The 25,318-nt window shown below is 48.3% G+C and carries 20 protein-coding genes; 2 read left to right on the top strand and 18 right to left on the bottom strand.

What is annotated here, in order from left to right:
* Positions 1–65: 65 nt before the first annotated feature.
* The 15 genes from betT to hexA form a co-directional block, all read right to left on the bottom strand.
* A complete protein-coding gene (gene betT / locus PSI17_RS02315) occupies positions 66–2,060 on the bottom strand; it encodes a choline BCCT transporter BetT (RefSeq protein ID WP_273550410.1) in 1,995 nt (664 codons plus the stop codon).
* Positions 2,061–2,466: 406 nt separating this feature from the next.
* Entirely contained in the window at positions 2,467–3,924 is a 1,458-nt protein-coding gene (gene nuoN / locus PSI17_RS02310; RefSeq protein ID WP_273550409.1) for an NADH-quinone oxidoreductase subunit NuoN, read from the bottom strand.
* A gap of 6 nt (positions 3,925–3,930) precedes the next feature.
* Positions 3,931–5,451: an NADH-quinone oxidoreductase subunit M gene (gene nuoM, locus PSI17_RS02305; RefSeq protein ID WP_273550408.1), complete on the bottom strand. Its 1,521-nt coding sequence runs from the start codon at positions 5,449–5,451 to the stop codon at positions 3,931–3,933.
* Positions 5,452–5,470: 19 nt separating this feature from the next.
* Positions 5,471–7,315, bottom strand: coding sequence for an NADH-quinone oxidoreductase subunit L (nuoL, locus tag PSI17_RS02300; protein WP_273550407.1), 1,845 nt, complete (start codon positions 7,313–7,315; stop codon positions 5,471–5,473).
* The gene (nuoK, locus tag PSI17_RS02295; protein WP_273550406.1) at positions 7,312–7,614 is read right to left on the bottom strand and encodes an NADH-quinone oxidoreductase subunit NuoK; all 303 of its coding nucleotides are present in this window, start codon (positions 7,612–7,614) and stop codon (positions 7,312–7,314) included. Before nuoK ends, nuoL begins: the two co-directional genes overlap by 4 nt.
* The gene (gene nuoJ / locus PSI17_RS02290) at positions 7,614–8,144 is read right to left on the bottom strand and encodes an NADH-quinone oxidoreductase subunit J (protein ID WP_273550405.1); all 531 of its coding nucleotides are present in this window, start codon (positions 8,142–8,144) and stop codon (positions 7,614–7,616) included. Before nuoJ ends, nuoK begins: the two co-directional genes overlap by 1 nt.
* 12 nt (positions 8,145–8,156) lie before the next feature.
* Positions 8,157–8,699 (bottom strand): NADH-quinone oxidoreductase subunit NuoI, encoded by a 543-nt coding sequence (gene nuoI, locus PSI17_RS02285; protein WP_045958195.1) that lies wholly within the window; start codon positions 8,697–8,699, stop codon positions 8,157–8,159.
* A gap of 14 nt (positions 8,700–8,713) precedes the next feature.
* Positions 8,714–9,691, bottom strand: coding sequence for an NADH-quinone oxidoreductase subunit NuoH (gene nuoH / locus PSI17_RS02280; RefSeq protein WP_273550404.1), 978 nt, complete (start codon positions 9,689–9,691; stop codon positions 8,714–8,716).
* On the bottom strand, positions 9,691–12,414 hold the full coding sequence (nuoG, locus tag PSI17_RS02275; RefSeq protein WP_273550403.1) for an NADH-quinone oxidoreductase subunit NuoG: 2,724 nt from the start codon (positions 12,412–12,414) through the stop codon (positions 9,691–9,693). Before nuoG ends, nuoH begins: the two co-directional genes overlap by 1 nt.
* A 60-nt stretch (positions 12,415–12,474) precedes the next feature.
* A complete protein-coding gene (gene nuoF, locus PSI17_RS02270; RefSeq protein ID WP_273550402.1) occupies positions 12,475–13,854 on the bottom strand; it encodes an NADH-quinone oxidoreductase subunit NuoF in 1,380 nt (459 codons plus the stop codon).
* Positions 13,851–14,396 (bottom strand): NADH-quinone oxidoreductase subunit NuoE, encoded by a 546-nt coding sequence (nuoE, locus tag PSI17_RS02265; protein WP_273550444.1) that lies wholly within the window; start codon positions 14,394–14,396, stop codon positions 13,851–13,853. Before nuoE ends, nuoF begins: the two co-directional genes overlap by 4 nt.
* 2 nt (positions 14,397–14,398) lie before the next feature.
* A complete protein-coding gene (nuoC, locus tag PSI17_RS02260) occupies positions 14,399–16,198 on the bottom strand; it encodes an NADH-quinone oxidoreductase subunit C/D (protein ID WP_273550401.1) in 1,800 nt (599 codons plus the stop codon).
* 76 nt (positions 16,199–16,274) lie between these two features.
* Positions 16,275–16,949, bottom strand: coding sequence for a NuoB/complex I 20 kDa subunit family protein (locus tag PSI17_RS02255; protein WP_273550400.1), 675 nt, complete (start codon positions 16,947–16,949; stop codon positions 16,275–16,277).
* Between the two features lie 15 nt (positions 16,950–16,964).
* A complete protein-coding gene (locus PSI17_RS02250) occupies positions 16,965–17,426 on the bottom strand; it encodes an NADH-quinone oxidoreductase subunit A (RefSeq protein ID WP_273550399.1) in 462 nt (153 codons plus the stop codon).
* A 719-nt stretch (positions 17,427–18,145) separates the two neighbouring features.
* Positions 18,146–19,138 (bottom strand): transcriptional regulator HexA, encoded by a 993-nt coding sequence (gene hexA, locus PSI17_RS02245; protein ID WP_273550398.1) that lies wholly within the window; start codon positions 19,136–19,138, stop codon positions 18,146–18,148.
* A gap of 795 nt (positions 19,139–19,933) precedes the next feature.
* Between hexA and PSI17_RS02240 the strand changes: the two genes are divergently transcribed.
* Together PSI17_RS02240 and yfbR are read left to right on the top strand one after the other, a co-directional pair.
* On the top strand, positions 19,934–21,148 hold the full coding sequence (locus PSI17_RS02240) for a pyridoxal phosphate-dependent aminotransferase (RefSeq protein ID WP_273550397.1): 1,215 nt from the start codon (positions 19,934–19,936) through the stop codon (positions 21,146–21,148).
* Positions 21,149–21,342: 194 nt separating this feature from the next.
* Entirely contained in the window at positions 21,343–21,924 is a 582-nt protein-coding gene (gene yfbR / locus PSI17_RS02235) for a 5'-deoxynucleotidase (protein ID WP_273550396.1), read from the top strand.
* A 14-nt stretch (positions 21,925–21,938) separates the two neighbouring features.
* Here the strand turns inward: yfbR and PSI17_RS02230 are convergent, their stop codons facing one another.
* From PSI17_RS02230 to yfbV, 3 genes are all read right to left on the bottom strand, one after another.
* Positions 21,939–23,768 (bottom strand): SLC13 family permease, encoded by a 1,830-nt coding sequence (locus PSI17_RS02230; RefSeq protein WP_273550395.1) that lies wholly within the window; start codon positions 23,766–23,768, stop codon positions 21,939–21,941.
* 109 nt (positions 23,769–23,877) lie between these two features.
* Positions 23,878–24,537 carry a sugar phosphatase gene (locus PSI17_RS02225; RefSeq protein WP_273550394.1) on the bottom strand — a complete coding sequence of 220 codons (660 nt, stop codon included), beginning with the start codon at positions 24,535–24,537 and terminating at the stop codon, positions 23,878–23,880.
* Positions 24,538–24,626: 89 nt separating this feature from the next.
* Entirely contained in the window at positions 24,627–25,082 is a 456-nt protein-coding gene (yfbV, locus tag PSI17_RS02220; protein ID WP_273550393.1) for a terminus macrodomain insulation protein YfbV, read from the bottom strand.
* Positions 25,083–25,318 lie beyond the last annotated feature (236 nt).

The raw sequence follows: 25,318 nt of genomic DNA, 5'->3' as shown, positions 1-25,318 counted from the left end.
ACTGACAAACAACCCATCCCCAAATTGTCAGTCTGGGGATGGGCGATTTATTCACAAACGCATGATTAACGAACCAAATGCAAAAAGTGAATGTGCTTTTCGTATTGATCCAAAATATCGTGGATGATCTGTTCTTGAGTCCAGCCCATCAGATCATAATCCTGCCCACCCTCTTTGAGATAAACTTCTGCACGATAATATTTTTGCTCCTCATTTTTATCGTCATCTTCCAAACCGGCAAGGGCAAATGTCGGCTGTATATAACCCCTTAAGCGAACTTGGTAGACAAAGTTTAAGTTGTCACCAAAATCCACTTCCAGATGAATGCGGTCATTCATCTCATCATTGTTCACAACCGTTTTATTTTGTTTCTCCAGTTCGTCAGCCACCATTTCCATTGCCGGTTGGATGATTTCGTGCATAAAACGCTTCACCTGCGAACGCTTGGGATAATAGATAATATTCCGCAATCTCCGCTGCCACGGGATCGGATTGCGGCTGGCAGGAGGCGCGATCGTCGTCATTTGCTGGCTGTCTTTCTTGTAGGCATCAACCCGCAACGCCTTAAACAAGCCATAAATAGCTATCAGCAGGACGATAGAGAAAGGAAGCGCACTGGCAATCGTGACTGTCTGCAAGGCTGACAAACCTCCGGCAATCAATAATGATATGGCAACCACGCCCGTCAGCCCTGCCCAGAAGATCCGTTGCCAAACCGGGGTATGGCTGGCTCCACCGGATGCCAGTGTATCAACCACCATTGCACCTGAATCCGCTGAGGTGACAAAAAACATGATGACCATTATCATCGCAATAAATGAAAGAACGCCAGGAAATGGAAAATGTTCCAGGAAGTTAAATAACGCCAGAGAGACATCCGACTGCACTACGTGCGCCAGTTCTTCCGCCTTGTTATTGGAAATCATGTCAATGGCGCTATTACCGAATGCAGTCATCCACATTAGGGTAAAACCACTCGGTACAAACAAAACGCCCGCCACAAACTCTCTAATTGTCCGGCCACGGGAAACCCTGGCGATAAACATGCCGACAAATGGGGACCATGATAACCACCAGCCCCAATACAGCAATGTCCATCCCCCCAGCCAATGACTGGATTTGGGTTCGTAAGCATAAAGGTTAAAGGTTTTGCTAACAATTTCCGAAAGGTAGCCGCCGGTGTTTTCCACAAAAGATTTCAGCAAGAGCACGGTTGGCCCTAAAACCACAACCAGAACCAACAATAAGAAGGCCAGGCCCAAATTTAATTCAGACAGAATACGGATGCCTTTATCCAGGCCGGAAACAACGGAAAGGGTCGCCAGTGCGGTAATAACAACAATCAATATCACCTGTACAGTTCCATTGATCGGCAAACCAAACAGGTGGTTAAGGCCCGCATTAACCTGAAGAATGCCATACCCCAAAGAGGTGGCAACGCCGAATACCGTACCAATGACAGCGAATATATCCACGGCATGGCCAATCGGCCCATAAATTTTATGACCAATAATCGGATACAACGCAGAACGCAGGGTTAAAGGCAACCCATGCCGATAACTAAAAAATGCCAGAATCAAAGCGACAATGGCATAAATTGCCCAAGCGTGCAGCCCCCAATGGAAGAAAGTTAATTTCATCGCTTGTTTAGCAGCAGCAATGCTTTCAGGTGTTCCTACCGGAGGGGATAAATAATGCATGACAGGTTCAGCCACGCCAAAAAACATAAGCCCGATCCCCATCCCCGCAGAAAAGAGCATGGCAAACCAAGAAAAATAACTGAAATCTGGTTCAGCATGGTCGGGACCCAGTTTTATATTGCCGTATCTGGACAAGCCCAAATAGGTGACTGAAAGTAGAATTAAAGCAACCGTGAGGATATAAAACCAACTGGCATTAACAAAAATATCCTGCTGCAAAGCCTTAAACCATCGATCGGCAAGTTGAGGTTTCAAACCAGCGAATGTCACCAGTGCAATGACTAAAAACGCCGAGAAGAAAAAAACTGGTGGGTTAATGTAAGTTTTAGTCTTTACCTGACCAGTATTATCTTGACTCATAATTATCCTTTAAAATTAGTATACAACGCTATCTTGTATTTGCTCCAATAAGTCATATTTCATAGAGATTTAATCACATTACATACAACCCAAATAAAGGGTTATATTCCCTGAAGACGGTTTGTGCTTATCACTCATGCCGTCCACATCATGGGGAACCTTAACATAAAAATAAAAACAACTGAACTTACTGAGGGATATATAGACTGGCGTAATAATTTGTGGGGAAATTTATATCTATTTTATTAATGAAATAAGTGCTGTATTTTTTATCCATTATTTGCGCCATCATTTTCCGTTGTCTTTTTTCGGTCAATTTATTGCTTGTCAATAAACAACAATAATAATAAAAAAGACCCAGCCAATAATGACTGAGTCTTTAAAATAGCCTATTTAAATGATTATGTTACAAACTGCTGCTTGCCAGTTGGACAATATCAATTAACGGTTGCGGCCAGACACCGAGGATCAACACCAACAACCCCGAGAGCAACACAACAATCCCGCCAGAAGTCAATGCCCAATTGCGTGGTGTATCACGGTTCAGTGTTTTCGGTGCCGGCAGGTACAGGCTCACCATCACACGCAGATAGTAGTAAAGGCCGATGGCACTACCGACAACAACGGCACCCGTTAACCACCACAATCTGGCTTCAACACCTGTCGCGATGACATAGAATTTACCAATAAAGCCAAAGGTTAATGGTATTCCCGCCAGTGACAGCATCATGATAGTCATCACGGCTGACAGAATCGGTTTATGCCAGAACAGGCCGCGATATGAGAACAGTGAATCCGCATCCGGGCCTCGGTATGGGCTGGACATCAGGCTGACCACACCAAATGCCCCGATGCTGGCAAGCAAATAACCAACCAGATAAATACCCGCCGTCTCTTCGGCCAGGGTATGATCTTTGATGGCAACCAATACCACCAGCAAATATCCCAAATGGGCAATGGATGAGTAACCCAACAGTCGTTTGATATTGCTTTGTGTCAATGCCAGCAAGTTACCAAACAGGATAGAGGCAATGGCAATCACCGTCAGCACAATACGTAAGGTTTCGCTTTCGGTGACCGGCGCTTCAATAAATAAGCGCATGACCACCGCGAAGATAGCCACTTTACTTGCCGTTGCCAGAAAGGTTGATACCGGTGCCGGCGCGCCTTGATAAACATCCGGCGTCCACAGTTGGAAAGGCACCAGGGAAAGTTTAAAGCCCAGTCCCACAATCATCATTCCCAAACCCGCCAGCACCAATGGCTCATGCAGCTTACTGTCGCTCAAACTCTTGCCCAGTGATGCGAAAGACAAGTCACCGGATTCTGCATACAGCAGTGCAATACCGAATAGCAGGAATGAAGAGGCAGCCGCGGATAACAGCATATATTTGATACCCGCTTCCAGCGAACGTTTCTGGCGATACGCATAGCCCACTAAACCAAACAGCGGCAAAGTGATCAATTCAATCCCGATAAACAGTGATGCCATGTGGTTGGCAGAAGAGAGCAGGATCCCCCCAACTGCCGCGATCATCACCAACAGATAAAATTCTTCTTTATTATCGGGATAATTTTCCAGCCATGAGTAGGCAAATGTCGTTGTTGCAAGGCTCGCTATCAGCACAAGGGCTGTATAGAACATGGCAAAACGATCGACATGGATCAGTGGCGTGACATCCATTGGCTCCTGCTGTCCGACAAAATAGAGAGAGAACAGCGCCAGGTTTAAACCAATGACCGTCAAGGTGACATTAGTGAAATGATCGCGTCGCCACGCAATGGACAGCATCACAACCACCACCGTCAATCCGACGATCAATAGCGGCAACAGTGCGATCAATTGTTCAGAAGTTATTGTCATGGCGAATTACGGCCTTGTCGTTAAAAGTGAAGCTGAATACCAATTCTGGATGTTACTCATTGCTGCGGCTGAGGTATCAAGGATTGGCTGCGGGTAAACGCCCAAAATCACCAATAAGGCGACCAACAGCAGCAAAATGGAAATTTCACGCACATCCATCCGCTGTAATGGTTTATCCGTTTTTGGCGTACCGTAATAAGCTTTCTGCATCAAGTACAGTGCATAAACGGAGGCAAAAACCAGACCGAACACGGATACCGTAGTAATCAGGGTAAATTGACCAAAGCTGCCGAACAGGATCATAAATTCACCCACAAAGTTACCAGTTCCTGGCATACCTAATGTTGCGACTGCAAAAAACAGGGAGATCGCCGGCAAGAGTTGAATTCTTGCCCACAAACCGCCCATTTGACGCAGATCACGCGTGTGCAGACGTTCATATAATTGCCCGCACAGAATGAACAGGCCAGCGGCTGACAGACCGTGTGCAATCATCTGGATCACCGCGCCCTGATAAGCCAGTTGGCTACCGGTATAAATGGCGATAAGCACGAAACCCATATGGGAAACACTGGTATAGGCAATCAGGCGTTTGATGTCAGTCTGGCTGAATGCCATCCATGCACCATAGAAAATACCGATAACCCCCAACCACATGGCAATCGGGGCAAAATCCGCCGAGGCCTGCGGGAACAGGGGCAAACTGAAACGCAGCAGGCCATATGCCGCGGTTTTCAGCAAGATCCCCGCAAGGTCAACAGAACCTGCGGTTGGTGCCTGACTATGGGCATCCGGCAACCAGCCGTGCAGGGGAACAACCGGCATTTTCACGGCGAATGCGATGAAAAAGCCCAGCATCAGCAGGTATTGGATGGTGTATGACATCGGTGTATTCAACAATTTTTCATAGTTGAATGACCATTCTCCCGTTGCATCATGATAAATGAAGGCCAGCGCCAGAATCGAAATCAACATCACCAGACCGCTGGCTTGGGTATAAATGAAGAATTTCGTTGCCGCCGTGATACGGGTTTTCCCTTCCGAGCCTCTGTGTCCCCACAGGGCAATCAGGAAGTACATTGGCACCAGCATCACTTCCCAGAAGAAGAAGAACAAGAACAGGTCGATGGCAAGGAAGACCCCCATCACACCGCCAAGTATCCACAACAAATTCAGGTGGAAGAACCCTTGGTATGGCTGGTTTTCATTCCACGAACAGAGAATTGCCATCAAACCCAACAGTGCCGTCAGCACCACCATCAGCAAGGACAGACCATCCAGTGCCAGATGAATGCTAATGCCAAACCGTGGGATCCACTGAAGCAAGAATTCGGATTGCCATTGTGGAATGCCCTGTGGGTTGGTGAGTGTATAGCCCCCCTGCAACCACAGGTGCAGGGAGAGCAGCAGTGTCAGTCCCATCGCCAGAAGCGCTATCCAACGCGGCATACGGGTGCCGAAGCGCTCCGCCTGCCAACATAGCAAGCCTCCGATGAAGGGCAGAAGAATTAGCCAAGGTAGTAGCATGGCGCAATGTGTCCCTTAATTAAACCAAAAGCAGCAGAGCTAAAACCAGCACTGCACCCAACCCCATAGAGGTAGCGTACCAACGGACTTGTCCGTTCTCACTCCAACGAAGCCCTTTATTGCCCCAACGTGACAATATGGCAGGAATGTTCATCAGTGAGTTCAAAGGATCACTTTGCAGCAAGCGGGTGATGCCTTTGAATGGTTTCACAAATACCCAGTCATACAGCGCATCAAATCCCCAGGCATGGAACCACCATGTGGAGAAGAAGCGCCCCGGCATACTGTTTGCAGTCGCGTTGACCACACTGCGTTTACCAAGATACAACGCTGCCGCCAGTAAAATACCGACAACGGCAACCACACCAGAAACCATTTCCAGTGTCACTTTGCCATCATGTCCGGCATGGCTTTCCGGCAAGACGCCCGCCAATGGTGGCACAATCAGTGCACCCACAAAGGTGGAGAGCACCAGCAGGATTGACAGTGGCAAGGTATGGGTAATGCCCTTGACCGGATGAGCATGGGTATTTTCTTCACCGTGGAACACGATAAAGATCATGCGGAAGGTATACAGGGATGTCATCAATGCCCCGATAAGCCCCGCCAGCATCAGGTTCATATGACCATTTGCCAGTGCACCCCACAGGATTTCATCTTTACTGTAGAAACCTGCGGTCAGTAATGGCAGTGCTGACAATGCCGATCCCCCGATCAGGAAGCAGAGATAAACAAATGGAATACGCTTGCTCAGGCCACCCATTTTGAAGATGTTTTGTTCATGATGGCAGGCCAGGATCACTGAACCAGAAGCCAAGAACAGTAACGCCTTGAAGAACGCATGGGTCATGAGGTGGAAAATGGCGGCATCCCACGCTTGCACGCCCAATGCCAGAAACATGTAACCAATCTGGCTCATGGTGGAATAGGCCAACACGCGTTTGATATCAGTCTGTACCAGCGCGGCGAACCCCGCCAATAACAAGGTGACCGCACCAATAATGCCGACCAAGTGCAGAATATCCGGCGCCATCAGGAACAAGGCATGGCTGCGGGCGATCAGATAAACCCCTGCGGTCACCATTGTCGCGGCGTGGATCAGCGCAGAAACCGGTGTCGGGCCGGCCATCGCATCCGCCAGCCAGGTTTGCAATGGTAACTGGGCTGATTTCCCGACGGCCCCCCCCAGAATCATCAGGGTTGCCCAAGTGATGGCACTAGAACCGACTTCAATATGTTGTGGTGCCAATACTGCCAATTCGCGGAAACTCAGCGTACCGAGCTGGTCGTAAAGGATAAACATGCCAATGGCAAGGAAGACGTCGCCAACACGGGTCACAATGAAGGCTTTCATTGCCGCCGCGCCATTAGCCGGGGTTTTGTAGTAGAAACCGATCAACAGGTAGCTGCACAGGCCTACGCCTTCCCAACCGAGGTACATCAGCAGGATGTTATCTGCCAGCACCAATATCACCATGCTGGCGATAAACAGGTTGGTATAGGCGAAGAAACGGGAATATCCTTCTTCACCGCGCATGTACCAAGAAGCGTAGATGTGGATCAGGAAACCAACGCCGGTCACAACACTGAGCATCGTCAGTGACAGACCATCCAGCACCAGATTAACGGGGATGCTGAAATTACCCACCGCCATCCAGTTCCACAATGTTTGGCTGTAAACCAGCCCCCCTGCCCCATTCTGGGCAAGAAAATCCATCGCTACCCAGAATGTGACCAGTGCTGCCAGCCCAATCGAGCCAATGCCAATGGTGGCTGACACATTTTCAGACCAGCGGCCACGGGAAAATGCCAATAGCAAAAATCCCAGCAGTGGCAACAGAATTGTTAAATAGAGTAAGTTCATCCGCGCATCTCACTGACTGTATCAATATTCAGGTTTTGGCGACGACGGTGCAACTGTAGTAACAGTGCCAAACCGATGCTCGCCTCGGCGGCTGCCAGAGTAATGGCCAGAATGTACATCACCTGACCATCAGGCTGGAGCCAATAGCTGCCGGCAACGACAAACGCCAGCGCTGAGGCATTGATCATGATTTCCAGCCCAATCAGCATGAATAACAGATTGCGGCGGATAATCAGGCAAGTGAAACCCAATACAAACAAAATAGCCGCCAGAATGAGTCCATGGTGTAACGCTATCATTATTGTTGGTCCTCCGCTCGATTGCTGATCACTTCCCCTTGCCGATTTTCACGGCCGACGTGGTAAGCCACGACCAATCCGGCCAGCAACAGCAAAGATGCCAGCTCGACGGCCAAGACATAAGGGCCGAACAAGCTAATGCCCACTTCTTTGGCGCTGACCACTTCACCGCTGATTTCAGCGGATGACAGCGTACTGATGGCATAAACCAGCACAATCAACAGCACGATAGACAGGGTTGACGGGCCAATCCAAGTTCTGGGTTGTAACCATTGCCGTTCTTGCTCGACAACGGATTTGCCCAAATTCAGCATCATCACGACGAAGACGAACAACACCATAATTGCGCCCGCGTAAACGATGATCTCCAAGGCACCGGCAAAATAGGCACCCATCGAAAAAAATACGATGGACAGTGCCAACAAGGAAATAATCAGATACAGCAACGCATGTACCGGATTGGTATGGGTGATGACCCTGAGCGTGGCGAGAATAGCAACCAGCCCTGCGACATAAAATGTAAATTCCATGAATATCGCTCCTTATGGCAACAGGCTTTTAACGTCGATAGGCTTGGCTTCATTGTCGGCCTCACCTTTATCTTTGCCGTCAATCGCCATACCGGTCTTACGGTAAAAGTTATAGTCAGGATATTTACCCGGCCCGGAAATCAGCAGATCTTCTTTTTCGTACACCAGATCCTGACGCTTGAATTCACCCAGTTCAAAATCCGGCGTCAATTGAATCGCGGTCGTTGGGCACGCTTCTTCACACAGGCCGCAGAAAATGCAACGCGAGAAGTTGACACGGAAGAATTCAGGATACCAGCGACCATCTTTATGCTCGGCCTTTTGCAGTGAGATACATCCCACCGGGCATACCGCTGCACACAAGTTACACGCAACACAACGCTCTTCACCGTCAGGATCACGCGTCAGGACGATGCGCCCACGGTAACGGGGTGGCAGATAAACCGGCTCTTCCGGATACATTTTTGTTTCGCGTTTATGGAAGGCATGAAGCCCTATCATCCAAATACTGCGTACCTGGGTGGCGAAACCGACCACTAACTCTTTCAATGTCATGGTTCAATCACCCCTTATTGAGCGTTGTATAAAATCACGGCGGCAGTCGCCAGCATATTAAGCAGCGTTAACGGCAGACAGATTTTCCAGCCAAACGACATCACCTGATCATAACGGGGACGCGGCAAAGAGGCGCGGATCAAGATAAACATCATCATGAAAAATGCCGTTTTCAGCGCAAACCAGACGAAGGGAGGCAAGAGCGGGCCATTCCAGCCGCCAAAGAACAGGGTGACGATTAAAGCAGATACCGTCACGATAGCGATATATTCCCCCACAAAGAACAGGCCGAATTTCATCCCGGAATATTCAATGTGATAACCGTCGGCCAATTCTTGTTCTGCTTCCGGTTGGTCGAAGGGGTGGCGGTGACATACCGCAACACCTGCAATGGCAAAAGTCAGGAAGCCAAAGAATTGAGGAATGATATTCCACACATGTTGCTGTGAATTGACGATATCCGCCATGTTAAAGGAGCCGGCCTGGGCGACAACCCCCATCATGGACAGACCGAGGAAAACTTCATAACTCAATGTCTGCGCGGAAGCACGCATCGCGCCCAGCAAGGCATATTTGTTGTTGCTCGCCCACCCCGCAAACAGCACGGAATAAACCGCCAGTCCCGCCATCATCATAAAGAACAAGATGCCAATATTCAGGTCTGCGGCCATCCATGTCGGACTGACCGGCACGATAGCAAAGGCCAGCAGCATTGAGCAGAAGGCAATGACAGGTGCCAAGGTGAAAATGGCCCGGTCGGAAAAGCGGGGTGCCCAGTCTTCCTTAAAGAACATTTTGATCATGTCTGCAACAAGCTGCAATGAACCGCCCCAACCTACCCGATTGGGTCCATAACGGTTCTGGAACAGGCCAAGGATGCGGCGTTCAAAAAAACTCATGAAGGCCCCGCAAATCACCACGACCAACAGAATGACAGCGGCTTTCACGACAGCAATCAGGATGTCAATGACTTCGGGCGTCAACCAATTCATTATGCCACCTCCCGCAGGTTATGGACTGATTTACCCGCCAGAACCGGCGGTATACCCGGCATTCCCAGTGGCAAGCCGACTTGCCCTTGAGCCAGGTTGCCACTCAAGCGCACGGCCAAACGCAGTTGCTGCCCCTCACATTCAAATGCCATCACGGCACCTTCTTGCACCTTCAAATACTCCGCATCTTTATGATTGATCATCACATACGGCTCAGACATGCGCGCCTGCATCACCTCAGAACGCTGCGACAGCTCTTCACTGCCGAACAGGTGGAAATAAGGCGCAATATGCCATTGATCTTTTTGCGCAGCGAATGCGGCCGGAATGGCATCAAAATAGTTCAACCCGCCATCAACCGCTTCAATCAGACGAATTCCCGGATCGCCGAAACGCAGCTTGCCACCGACTTCGGCCTGAAATTTATTCCACGCTTGGGGTGAGTTCCAGCCCGGTGCCCATGCAAAGGGGATTTGCTGACGTGGTGCATAGGGGCTGTTGTTCCCTTCCATTGAGAAAGCAAATGCGGTATCGATATCCTGTGGCTGGCGCTGCTCATGCACACTGACATCCGCCAGCATCGCGGTACGGCCACTGTAACGATGAGGAGAACGCGCCAATTTTTGCCCGCGAATACGGAATGTCGCATCCGGTGCCGCATTGACGATGCCTTTGAATTGCGGCATCGCCTTGACACAGGCGGCAATCACATGATCAAGCTGCGTCCAGTCGGTCTGGCACTGGGTATAGGTGGTATACAGGGAGTGCATCCAGCGCCAGCTTTCTAACATCACGATGGATTTGTCATAGAATGCAGGTTCGTAAACCTGAAAATAGCGTTGGGCACGGCCTTCCTGATTCACCAACGTACCATCGCTTTCAGCAAAGCTGGAAGCTGACAGAATCAAATGTGCCTTATCCATGATGGCGGTGCGCTGGTGATCAACGACGATCAGATTTTTCAGGCTGTCCAGTGCACGATCAACTTTATCCGCCGGGGCATGACGATAGAGATCATTTTCCATCACGATGGCGGTATCTGAATTGCCTTTGGCGATACGCTGCAAAGCCGCATCCAATGGCTGCGCTTCCATCATCGCCAGCCCGATGCTGTTGGCATACGCGGCAACATAGGAGAGGCCAACATCCGAGCCTTTATCTTTCAGTGCCCATGCGATATTGGCTGCGGCCTGAATCAAGGCATCACTGCCTGAATTGCTGCCACTGATAATCAAGGGTTTTTTCGCCTCACGTAATGCCTGGGCAATGATTTCCACCTTCGATTTCAATTCATCCGGCAGATCACTAACGGCAGGCGCAATACTGTTCAGGGCGTGTGCCACGGCGAAACCCAAGCGAGCCTGATCATCAACGGGCGCACGGTAGTTCCATGCGGCAACATCATCCAATCGGGTATCATCGATGCTGGTCAAGAAGAGAGGATACTTGGCGTGTTGGCCGATATTCATCACCGCCGCAATTTGCCAGTCTGCCACTTTCTGGGCCGCGGCCATTTCACGCGCTTTCCCCTTCACCGCCTGACGCACAGATAATGCCATGCGAGCCGCCGTTTGAGTGAGGTCTTCCCCTAACACAAATACCGCATCATAGCCCTCAATTTCACGCAGGGATGGCGTATACACCCCGCCTTGCTGGAGAATCTCCAGCATCGTATCAAGGCGATGTTGTTCTTCTGCTGAAATACCGCTGTAGAAATTTTCCGCCCCCACCAATTCACGCAAGGCAAAGTTACTTTCAATGCTGGCACGCGGTGAACCGATACCAATGGCATTTTTTGCCTGACGCAAAATATCGGCCCCCCCCTGCATAACTTGGCCGGCATTCAATGAAATCCATTGATCACCCCGCAGTTGTTGCGGCTGGCGGGGCCGATCGTCACGGTTGACGTAGCCATAACCGAAGCGCCCGCGGTCACACATAAAGTAGTGGTTGACGGTGCCGTTGTAGCGGTTTTCTATCCGGCGCAATTCACCGTAGCGTTCACCGGGACTGGTGTTACAGCCAATACTGCACTGCTGGCAGATGCTTGGCGCAAACTGCATGTCCCACTTACGGTTATAGCGTTCAGAATGGGTTTTGTCGGTAAATACCCCGGTTGGGCAAATTTCAACGAGGTTACCGGAAAATTCACTTTCCAGTGTGCCACTTTCAGGACGGCCAAAATAGACGTTGTCATGGGCGCCATAAACGCCAAAATCCGTGCCATCCGCATAGTCTTTGTAGTAGCGGACACAGCGGTAACAGGCGATGCAGCGGTTCATTTCATGCGCAATGAATGGCCCCAGTTCCTGATTTTTGTGAGTCCGTTTGGTAAAACGGTATTTTCGGAATGAATGCCCCGTCATTACCGTCATATCCTGCAAGTGGCAGTTGCCCCCTTCTTCACAAACGGGGCAATCGTGGGGATGGTTGGTCATTAACCACTCCACAACACTTGCACGGAACTGTTTAGCTTCATCATCATCAATGGATATATACGAGCCATCTGACGCCGGTGTCATACAGGACATCACCAGGCGACCGCGCGTATCTTCCGCGTTTTGATATTGCTTCACCGCACACTGGCGGCAAGCGCCAACGCTTCCCAGCGCCGGATGCCAGCAAAAATAAGGTATATCAAGCCCCAATGAGAGGCAGGCTTGTAACAGGTTATCAGCCCCGTTTACATCATATTCTTTGCCGTCTACATGTATCGTAGCCATAGTCAGCATGCTTCCCAATGGCCTGCCGTGGCAGGCGTTAATCAAAAATGAAAACCAACCTTACCAACGCTGCTTAAGCAAATTTGGCTGAATGCCCGCAATCAGGCTGGTATTGCCATAGTCGTTGAAGGCGTGGTCTTTGGTGACAATGCCCGCTTCAAATTCTTCACGGAAGTATTTGATCGCACTCTGCAAAGGCTCCACGGCACCCGGCGCATGAGCGCAGAACGTTTTGCCCGGGCCAAGGAAACGACAGAGTTGTTCCAATGTTTCAATGTCACCCTGCTGGCCTTTGCCACTCTCAATGGCGCGGAGGATTTTGACACTCCACGGCAAGCCGTCACGGCATGGTGTACACCAGCCACAAGATTCGCGGGCAAAGAATTCTTCAAGATTGCGGGTCAGGGAAACCATATTGATCTCATGATCCACCGCCATTGCCAGTGCGGTTCCCAAACGGCTACCCGCTTTGGCGATATGTTCAAAATCCATCGGCAGATCCAAATGATCTGCGGTCAGGAAATCGGTTCCTGCCCCGCCGGGTTGCCATGCCTTGAATTTCAGGCCATCACGCATTCCCCCTGCGTAATCTTCAAGAATTTCACGGGCTGTTGTGCCAAACGGCAGTTCCCAGACCCCCGGATTCCTGACCCGGCCAGAAAAGCCCATCAGTTTGGTGCCGGCATCTTTACTTTTGCCCTCACTCAGACCGATATACCACGCTTTCCCATGTTCAAGAATGGCAGGCACGTTGCACAACGTTTCGACGTTGTTAACACAGGTGGGTTTGCCCCATACGCCGGCAGTCGCCGGAAATGGCGGTTTTGAACGTGGATTTGCCCGGCGCCCTTCAAGGGAGTTAATCAACGCGGTTTCTTCACCACAGATATAACGACCCGCGCCGGTATGCACAAACAGTTCAAAATCAAAACCACTGCCCAAAATATTCTTGCCAAGCAACCCTGCGGCTTTGGCTTCCCCGATGGCTTGACGTAAATGAACCGCCGCCTCGACATATTCACCACGCAGGAAGATGTAGCCCCGATAAGCTTTCAGTGCAAAGGCACTGATCAGCATGCCTTCCACCAACAGGTGAGGCAGTTGCTCCATCAGTAAGCGGTCTTTGTATGTGCCCGGCTCCATCTCATCCGCATTGCACAGCAAGTAGCGGATATTCATGCTCTCATCTTTTGGCATCAGGCTCCATTTCAAGCCTGTTGAGAAGCCCGCACCGCCACGACCTTTTAAGCCGGCATCTTTTACCAACGCGATAATGTCATCAGGTGCCATGCCCTTCAGGGCTTTTTCGGCACCTTTGTAACCATTTTGGCTTCGGTATTCATCCAGCCAGACAGGTTGTTGATCATCCCGCAACCGCCATGTCAGGGGATGATTTTCCGCTGTGCGGATAATTTCTTTCACTCCTGAATGCGTTGTCATGGATATTGCTCCAGTAATTTTTCAATTTCTTCGGGTTTCACGTAACTGTGGGTGTCGTCATCAATCATCATGGTTGGCCCCTTGTCACAGTTACCCAAGCAACAGGTTGGCAACAGTGTAAAGCGCCCATCTGCCGTGGTTTGCCCCGGAAGAATGTTCAGGTGCGACTCTATCGCTGACTGAACGCCCTGATAGCCCGTGATGTGGCATACAACACTGTCACAATAACGGATAATGTGACGCCCGACGGGTTGTCGGTAAATCTGGCTGTAAAACGTCGCCACGCCTTCCACGTCACTGGCCGGGATCCCCAGGACCCCGGCAATGGCATAAATCGCACCGTCTGGCACCCAACCACGCTGCTTTTGCACAATTTTCAGTGCTTCGATTGACGCAGCACGCGGGTCTTCGTAGTGGTGTTTTTCCTGCTCAATGGCATGACGTTCGTCAGCACTCAATACAAACTCATCCGGTGCCTGAGCGTCCGTTACGTTAACCACATCAAGGCGTGCCTGCTTGTTTGCGTTAAATTCACTTTGCATCATTAGCGATCCACATCAGACATAACAAAATCGATACTGCCCAGATAGACGATCAGGTCAGAAACCAGACTGCCGCGTATCACCGATGGAATTTGCTGCAAGTGGGCAAAACTGGGTGTACGAATGCGGGTACGGTAGCTCATGGTGCTACCATCACTGGTCAGGTAATAACTGTTGATACCTTTCGTCGCTTCGATCATCTGGAACGATTCATTGGCAGGCATGACCGGCCCCCATGACACTTGCAGGAAATGGTTAATCATGGTTTCGATGTGCTGCAAAGTCCGTTCCCTTGGCGGCGGCGTGGTCAGCGGGTGATCCGCCTTGAATGGCCCTTCCGGCATGTTTTTCAGGCACTGCTCAAGGATGCGCAGGCTCTGGCGGATTTCTTCCACTTTCAGCATGACCCGATCATAGCAATCACCGTTGTAGCCGGTTGGGACGTCAAAATCGAAATTTTCATAGCCGGAATAAGGGCGCCATTTACGCACGTCAAAGCTAATGCCGGTTGCACGCAGCCCTGCACCGGTAACTCCCCAGTCCAAAGCCTGTTTCGCATTGTAGGCAGCCACGCCGACAGAACGCCCTTTCAGCACACTGTTTTTCAGCGCGGCCTTGACGTAAGAATTCAACCGTTTCGGTAGCCAGTTGAGCAATTCACGCAGAAGTTTGTCCCAACCCCGTGGCAAGTCATGGGCAACCCCACCGATCCGGAACCAAGCCGGATGCATACGGAACCCGGTAATCGCCTCAACGATATCGTAGACTTTCTGTCGGTCAGTAAAGGCAAAGAAAACCGGGGTCATCGCACCCACGTCTTGGATGAATGTACTGATATAAAGCAGGTGGCTATTAATGCGGAACAGTTCGGACAGCATGACACGAATGGTTTTCACCCGATCCGGAACCTCAATGCCCGCCAGTTTCTCAACCGCCAGCACATAAGGCATTTCGTTCACACATCCCCCCAGATACTCAATGCGATCGGTATAAGGGATATAGCTATGCCATGACTGACGTTCACCCATCTTTTCGGCACCACGATGGTGATAGCCAATATCGGGAACACAATCGACGATTTCTTCGCCGTCAAGTTGCAGGATAATGCGGAATGCGCCGTGGGCAGAAGGATGGTTTGGCCCGAGGTTGAGGAACATGAAGTCTTCATTGTCAGTACTGCGCTTCATGCCCCACTCTTCGGGTTTGAAAGTCAGGGCTTCCATTTCCAGATCTTCTTTCTGCTTGGTCAGTATGAAAGGATCGAATTCCGTGGCACGCGCAGAATATTCCTTACGCAACGGATGCCCTTCCCATGTCGGCGGCATCAAGATACGGCGCAAATTCGGGTGGCCGTTAAAGGTAATGCCAAACATTTCCCATGTTTCACGTTCATACCAATTGGCATTCTGGAAAATTGACGTGATAGTCGGGATATTCAGGTCTTGTTCAGCGAGCGCAACTTTCAGCATGATGTCACGGTTACGCTCAATGGAAATCAGGTGATAAAACACCGAAAAATCAGCCGCAGGCAAACCTGTCCGATGGGAGCGCTGGCGCTCATCGACACCATGCAAGTCAAACAGCATGACATAAGGTTTGGGCAACTTTTTCAGGAAAGTTATTACTTCCAGTAACTGTCTCCGCTTGACCCAAACAACAGGTATACCTGTCCGGGTCGGTTGGAGGGTAAAGGCATCCGGGCCAAATTGACGATTAAGCTCGTTCACAACAGGATCATCAAGATGATCGCGTGTTGCCCAAGCAGGCCGGACGCTTTCTTGCGCTATCTGATCTGTCATCATTCTTCACCACAACGCTTGATCAGGGTTTTTGTGATCGCAACACATTGCTCTTGGTTACGCTATATGGCTAAAAGCCTTAAATTTCATCTGGTGTACGCAGATTTTTCACTGCAATACGTTCACCACGCTTCCGTTCTCTTTCTGATTGCATATTGGCGCGGTAAACCCCCTGATCGCCAACGACCCATGACAGTGGGCGTCGTTCTTTGCCTATGGACTCCTGCAACAGCAGCAGTGCCTGCATATAGGCTTCTGGACGGGGAGGACAGCCAGGAATATAAACATCGACAGGGATAAACTTATCGACCCCCTGAACGACGGAGTAAATGTCGTACATACCCCCGGAATTGGCACAGGCACCCATTGAAATGACCCACTTCGGTTCCAGCATTTGGTCGTACAGACGTTGAATGACGGGCGCCATTTTGACGAAACAGGTTCCGGAAATCACCATGAAGTCAGCCTGACGGGGAGAGGCCCGCAAGACTTCTGCACCAAAGCGTGCAACATCGTGAACGGCGGTAAATGACGTCACCATCTCCACGTAGCAACAAGAAAGCCCGAAGTTATAAGGCCACAGGGAATTTTTCCTTCCCCAATTCACCATATCGTGCAGGGCATGTTCCAATTTTCCCATATAGACACTACGGTGAACGTGTTGCTCTAAGGGATCGCTGACAGTTTCCTGTTTTTGCAGGGGATAACGGTCATTCTCACCGTCCGGATCGATGCGGGTGAGTGTATAATCCATCTTTATGCCTCGCTATTACTGCATGTGACTGTTGTTGGTATAAGTGCCAGTATTGCTATAAGTGTCTGCACTCGGTTTACTGACCTGACGTTTTGAACGCGCGGGTGTCCAATCCAACGCCCCAATGCGCGCCAGATAAATCAAACCTGCCAATAACACCAAAATGAAAATACTTGCCTCGGCAAAGCCTAGCCAACCGCTCTCTTTGATTGAGACGGCCCATGCATATAAATAAAGGACTTCAACATCGAAGATAACAAAGAACATGGCAACCAGATAAAACTTGGCCGACAAACGCAAGCGCGCACTGCCGACAGAATCGATACCTGATTCATAAGGGACGTGTTTCGCCCTGGCTTTTGCCCTGCCGCCCATGAAATACCCGCCCAATAACATGAGCGCGCACAAACCAAGGGCACCTATTAGAAAAACCGCGAATGCCCAGTGATGGGCTAAAATTCCAGTGGATGTAGACATACTCGTTGCTTACTCATCAAAAGTGGTGTCAAGGTGTCTGCTCTTTTTACCGGCAGTGTTGCACCACATCGATTCATGGGAAGGGATAACAACCAAATCTGAAACAAAACTAATTAATACATCTTAATAGCTTGAATCATCTTGGTTTTTATTCCTCTCAACAATAATTTGCCATCACAGCAAATTCACTCACACATTTATTTACAAGCCAAAAACGATTAATTAACAGATTGTGCTAGTATACCGCTAAAACGTGTCAGTCGTATAAAAAAACCTCTTCCTGACATCATTAGTCTAACCGATAACTCGACTTTACTACATCATTATCGCAGGAAAAACCTGTCTTTCCACTGCGTTATCGGGGGTATTTTTATGATCAAGTGCACAATTTCATTGAAAAACATTCAACACTTGAACGTAATTTATTCAACCATTAATGAATTGTTTCTAAAAAGAACGATTAAAGTGTGATAAGTGAGCCATTTCTAAAAGCGGTTTTATTTTATCAAGTTAGAAAAATGAAATTTGTTAACAAAGCAACATTATTTTAACTAAAATTCGAAAGGTATAGGAAATTTAGTGGGGTATATTTCTTATTAGAAATATCAGAAATGGAAATGAAAATCAGGGGAGATGATTAATAAGATAATAGAAAATTAGCAACAGGCTAATATCTCCACTAATAAAATGGAAATATTAGCCTATAAAACACATAATACTTATTCGTCTATATTTTCAACGGAATTTGCATCAACTGTTTCAGTTGATTTGGCAGGTTCAATGGTGTCAATAGATTCATTCGTTTCGTCGGATCCATCAGATTCAACGGCCGTTACGGTATAAGGTGTTTTCTTATTTTCAATTGCATCGAAGACAGTCAGAACAGATTCATTCTGTTCGTTACTATTACGATATAAAAAGAATTGGATTTCCGGCAGGCGTGGTAAGCCTTCAATTTCACCTAAAATTCTCAGATCTGCATTATGCATTTCTAGTGGGCGAGCGGTAATACCGACTTCCGCATTGACCGCCGCGCGAACCGCAGACAAGGAAGCTGCTTCATACGCAATGCGCCATGAAATGTTGGCCATATCCAGCGTATCCAAGGCTATCTGGCGGAAAGGGTTAGTTTCATCCATCACAACTAACGGTACAGGTTCGTTCGTCTGTAATTGGAAATCTGGTGCACAGTGCCATAAAACCGGCGAGGAACGTAAGATCGTTTTGGGATGGTGGTTAATTTTTGCTGTGGTTAATGCTAAGTCGATCTCATGGTTATCCAACATGCTTTCGATAAATTGAGCACGCTTAATGCGTACATCAACGGCCACACGCGGATAGACAGAGGCAATACGGTTCAGCAAGAAAGGGAGAAGTGTATCAACAGCGTCATCTGATACGCCTATTCTCAATTCACCGTCAGCATCATTGTAGGTTAATGATGCGGTTGCATCGTCATTGGCACGAAGGATCTGGCGTGCGTAACCAAGAAGTTGAAGCCCGTGCTCGGTCAGAAGTTTATTGCGGCCGTGGCGAGCAAATAATTCTCTCCCCACGAGATGTTCCAACCGCTGCATTTGCTGACTTACAGCTGACTGCGTTCTAGAAACAGCTGCGGCTGCTGCTGCAAAAGTATTTAAGTCAGCAACGGCAACAAAAGTTCTTAGCAGATCGAGATCGAGGTTTATTATCTGACGATTTGCATTTATCATTGTTTATTCATCACTTTTTTTTGATTTTAATTACTAACTAACCTGGTGTTTTTACTTCAGCAGTATCAAATAAAATAATACCGATTGTGACATTACTCTACTCTATTAAATAGGGCAAAGGTTTACTGCGTTTTTTTTTACTATTTAGATCATCATGGGTTTTATTTTCTCCTTTCTTAACAAAATTTATGCAATCGCAAAATAAAATAGAGATAAAACCCTATTTACATCACATAACCACCAATTTCCAGTACAGATATCCTTTTTCTGACTTGCTTCAAAGAATAACCTAACCTGAATTAGAAACACTTAACATCACCAAATAATATTAGTATTTTTAATGAATTAACGTTTTCATTGAATAAGCCTGAAAATGTCATGGGTAAAAATTCAAAAAATTTGTCGAAGTATCTGTGATAAAAACCTAAATTAACGTTACCTCAATAAAGATAAATTATAAGAATACATTATACAAACCTTCTTACTTTTATTGACAATTGAGGTTCCCTAAACAAATGGATTAAAAATCCTCTGCCAAAATGGCATCTCCTGCCTGCCCTGTCAACTAAAAACAAGCTATTATGCAAAATTTAATTCCAACTTATCGCGCATATTAAAAATAAAACACCAATAAAAGAGGATAATTCAGAGAGCATACTTATTCATCTCTTCTTAAAACAACCGTTTTAACCAAAGATATCAAAGTCTCTTCAAAATACGGATCGAGAAGAGTACATTGATCATCACACTTTTATGCGGGTAGTATCCATTTTCGCCAAGAGGTCAAGGCTCCCTATGTTTTCCATTAATAAATCCAGTAAATTAGATAATGTCTGCTACGACATTCGGGGGAATACCCTCAAAGAAGCCAAGCGACTCGAAGAAGAAGGTAATAAGGTACTGAAATTAAACATTGGTAATCCGGCACCATTCGGGTTTGAAGCACCGGATGAAATTTTAGTCGATGTTATCCGCAATCTGTCAACCGCCCAAGGGTACTCTGATTCAAAAGGGCTGTATTCTGCGCGCAAGGCCATCATGCAGCATTATCAGGCCAGAAATATGCTGGATATTACCGTTGAAGATATCTTTATTGGTAATGGTGTTTCTGAACTTATCGTTCAATCCATGCAGGCCCTGTTAAATACCGGGGATGAAATGTTGGTTCCTGCGCCGGACTACCCGCTTTGGACAGCGGCAGTCTCACTCTCCAGCGGTAATGCCGTTCACTATCTCTGTGATGAACAACAAGGCTGGTTTCCCGATTTAGACGATATCCGCCGTAAAATCACGCCACGTACCCGTGGTATTGTGATTATTAACCCGAATAACCCAACCGGCGCGGTCTACAGCAAAGATTTGTTGCTGGAAATCGTCGAAATCGCCCGTCAGCATAATCTGATTATTTTTGCCGATGAGATTTATGACAAGATCCTGTACGACGATGCCCAGCACCACTCCATCGCAGCATTAGCGCCTGATCTGTTTACCGTGACGTTTAACGGCTTGTCCAAAACCTACCGTGTTGCGGGTTTCCGTCAGGGTTGGATGGTACTGAACGGCCCCAAAAAACAGGCCAAGGATTATATTGAAGGGTTAGAAATGCTGGCATCCATGCGCCTTTGTGCCAATGTGCCAATGCAGCATGCCATTCAAACCGCATTAGGTGGCTATCAAAGCATCAGTGAATTTATTTTCCCCGGTGGCAGGCTCTATGAACAGCGCAACCGTGCATGGGAGTTGATCAACCAGATCCCGGGCATTTCCTGCGTGAAACCCATGGGTGCGCTCTATATGTTCCCGAAAATAGACACCAAACGTTTCAATATTCATGATGACCAGAAAATGGTATTAGATCTCTTGCTACAGGAAAAAGTCTTGCTGGTTCAAGGCACGGCGTTTAACTGGCCACACCCTGACCATTTCCGCATTGTGACACTGCCGCATGTCATTGACTTACAAGTAGCAATTGAAAAATTCGCCCGCTTTATTGGTCACTATCGCCAATAACCCTGATATCCTCATTTAACGCCTGTCCCAGAAAATATTCATCAATTAATGGGATGGGCTTTCTCTGGGATAACTGCTTATTTCTGACTTACCGCCTTACCGCTATTTTTGCCATAAATGAATTGTCCAAAAATAAATATTCCCGTTATTCTTCAAGTTAAATAGTCATTGTTATTCGGCTAAAGGAGGAAATTATGAGTCATTTTTTCGCCCAATTATCCCGCCTGAAATTAATCAGCCGTTGGCCGCTGATGCGAAATGTGCGGACAGAAAATGTGTCAGAGCACAGTTTGCAGGTTGCTTTTGTCGCACACGCCCTGGCGATAATCAAAAACCGTAAATTCAACGGCACGGTTAACCCTGAACGGATCGCCCTATTGGCCATGTATCACGATGCCAGCGAAGTCATTACCGGCGATTTGCCGACCCCGATTAAGTACTACAATCCGCAAATTGCCCATGAATATAAGAAAATCGAAAAAATAGCCCAACAAAAATTATTGGCGATGCTGCCAACTGAATTACAGGATGATTTTCGGCCGATTCTGGATGAACACCTCCACGATGAAGAAGAAACCCGCATTATCAAGCAAGCTGACGCGTTATGTGCTTATTTGAAATGTCTGGAAGAGCTTTCAGCAGGCAATACGGAATTCAATCAAGCCAAAAGCCGGCTGGACAAGACACTGACCGAGCGCCGCAGCGAAGAAATGGATTATTTCATCGAAGTGTTTGTGCCCAGTTTCAGCCTCTCCCTTGATGAAATCAGCCTATGAGAGAGGCTGAGACATTAGAATGGGAACAGTATCGGGATAATCGCGACGCTGATTCCCATCACAATCAACGTAAAAGGCACACCGAGTTTCAGGAAATCAGCAAATCGATACCCGCCAGGCCCCAGTACCAAGGTATTCACGGGAGATGAAACCGGTGTCATAAAGGCGGCTGAAGCCGCCACGCCAATCACCATCGCAAAGGGTAAAGGAGAAACCGCCATCTCATTTGCCGCAGCAATCGCAATCGGTGCCATTAACACCGCCGTCGCCGTGTTGGAAATAAACAAGCCGATCACGGCACAAAGCACAAACAGGCACACCAGCATCACCCGTGGCCCCTGATTACCGGCAATATCCATCAATCCACGGACAATCAGGTCGATGCCGCCGGTTTTCTGCAATGCCAGTGCAAAAGGCATCATGCCGACAATCAAGATAATGCTCGGCCAGTGAATCGCACGATAAGCACTTTCCATATCAATACAGCGGAATTTCCCCATCAGCAAGCAGGCAATTAATGCAGCAACAAAGTTCGGGATTTCATTGGTCAGCATCATGGCAACCATCAGGGCAAGGCAGAATAAAGCATGAGGAGCCTGTGAAGCCGCAGGGGCGGCGTTTTCCTCTTCAATAGGCAGGTTCAGGACAATAAAATCAGGGGTTTTTGTTTTTAATGCGCGGATCAGTTTCCAATCGCCAATCACCAGCAACGTGTCCCCCAGCAGCAAAGGCTCATCCACTAATTTCCCTTCCAACGCTTTTCCCCCGCGCCGGATGCCCACGACATTAAGACCATAACGTGTGCGAAATTTCATCCCACGCAATGATTGTCCCAATAGTTGGGATTCCGGGAGCACGGAAACCTCCGCCATACCAACATCACGGGATTGCGCAGAAAAATATTCCCCCCGCAATACCATCGGTTCCAGTTGTTGATCGCGGCAAAACTCGCGCAAATCAACATCACTGTCCGACATATCCACCAGCAAGGCATCCTTCACCTTCAATTCCCTATCCCCCGTGGCAGCGATCATGACCCGCCGGAATTTGCGCCAGCGTTCAATGCCGATGACATTGGCACCATAACGGGCGCGCAGCCCCAGTTCATCCAATGTGTGCCCAACCAAAGGCGAATCCGGGCGGATAGAAAAACGGCGGGCACGGCCAGACAATTTATAGTCACGTATCAAATCACGGAATGTCCGCTGATAACGCTCGTCCGCTGTCTGGCGGTTTTTCCCGCCCAGCCAACGACGGGCAACCAGCATGTAAACCACGCCAGCCACCAACACTAACAGGCCAATCGGCGTAATGGAGAAGAAACCAAACCCCCGCAGGCCTTCTCGCACCAGCTCACTATTGACGACCATATTGGGCGGCGTTGCCACCAAGGTCATCATGCCACTGATCAAACCGGCAAACCCCAATGGCATCATCAGTCGCCCCGGCGAGGTTTTCATTCTGGTCGCCACGCTCAAGACAACCGGAATAAAGATGGCGACGACCCCGGTCGAACTCATGAACGCGCCCAATCCGGCAACTGATAACATCAGCCAGGCCAACATTTTGGTTTCACTGTTACCCGCGACACGAACCAACCAATCTCCCATCTGATAGGCCACCCCGGTTCTCACCAGCCCCTCGCCGATGACAAACAGGGCAGCAATCAACAACACATTGGGATCACTAAAACCGACAGTCGCTTCACTTAGCGTCAGTGTGTCACTCAAGACAAATGCGATGATCACCAATAAAGCCACCACATCCATTCTGACTTTATTGGTGGTGAAAAGCACGATGGCTATCAATAGCAGGGTCAATACCCACAACAATTCGCTACTCAATCTGAGCCCCTATCAACGATATCTTTCAATTAAACGTCAACAAGTTAAGTAGAGCACTTTTCTCAGGGAAAATCCCTCATTGGGATCAAGGAACCGGCCAAAACGAAATCTATTGGGAATAAATCGAGACATAACCGCCCGATTTAACAATCTCGATATCTTCCAGATTGTTAATCGTCAAATGGATTTCATCACGGCGCGGAGTGTCCGGCGAATCGTGGACAACAACAACCTGACAGCCCGCATCCAGTCCGGCATGAATTCCCGCCGCAGCATCTTCAAAAACCACGCACTCCCCTGGCAAGAGTCCGAGTTTTTTTGCGCCCAGCAAATAAGGCTCAGGATTCGGCTTGCCATTGGTGACCGACTCTGCCGTCACCCAGTGAGCCGGTTCCGGTAACTCCGCCACTTTATGCCGTGCCGACGCAAGAGGCACCGTCCCCGATGTCACAATCGCCCACGGAATATCCAGCGCATTCAACTTATCAATCAGGGCGATAGCGCCGGGCAACGCCGCAATGCCCCGCGTATCTTCTGTTTCAATTTTTTCAATCCATTTGAATGTGCGGGTGATCTCTTCTTCACCGGCATCTGGCATAAAATGCCGCAGTGATAATATCGCCGGCGTGCCATGAACATAGTTCAACACTTCATCCCTGTCGATCCCCATTTTGTCGGCAAACTGCGCCCATGCTCGTTCAACCGCAGGCAATGAATCGATCAGCGTGCCATCCAAATCGAATAAAAAACCTCTGCATCTCAGAACCAAACCCGACTCCTTTAAACGCGGTTATGCGTTACGTTAATCATCTCAATGAAAGATACATTTCTATAATATTCATTATTGATTAGAAGGGATTAAATATCATCAAGAAAAGAGTTATCCAATTGCTTAAATGCCCGTTTAAGCAATTCAGCCAGTGAGAAGTAAGTCGGGGCGTTTTCCACCGGGGACATGGCAATGCCTGCCTGAGTAAATTTTTCCCGAATTTCATAAAACCAGTTCAGCAATCTTTCCGGTAACGGGGTTGCCGCTCGTTTTCCCAGCCACCACACCCCCTGTAACGGCAAACTACAGGCAAACAGCGCTGTCGCCACGGAAGGCCCCAATTGACCACCGAGGGCAATTTGCCATGTCAACGTAAAAATGGCCAATGGCGGCATAAACCGAATACCAAAACGCGTCGCCTTAATCACACGATTTTCAGGAAAAACCGGGGCAAGCTGCTTTTCCAGTGGCCAGGTTTTCAAATATTGCTGTCCTAATTGCATTCGCTTAAACCAACCCTGGCTGACAGGCGGTGTCGTGTTCATCATGACCTCAATCAATTAAAGATATAGTTTTTAAAAAATCCATACAAAAGATAAAATCTTTTTTGTAGTATTAATACTATTAAGTATATTTTGTCTTTATTGCTGGCAAACGGTATCCTACACAGACTTTTATGTTGTTGCAGTAACAAAACAGGAATTTTGACCTTTTTCGCAACAATTAGGCGCGGTTTGTTAACAAATTATTTTTATTTTTTAACACTGTTCTTTTTAAAGAT

The organism is Xenorhabdus sp. IM139775, from assembly GCF_028598745.1.
Lineage (GTDB): Bacteria > Pseudomonadota > Gammaproteobacteria > Enterobacterales > Enterobacteriaceae > Xenorhabdus.
This window is presented reverse-complemented; position numbering and strand designations above follow the sequence as displayed.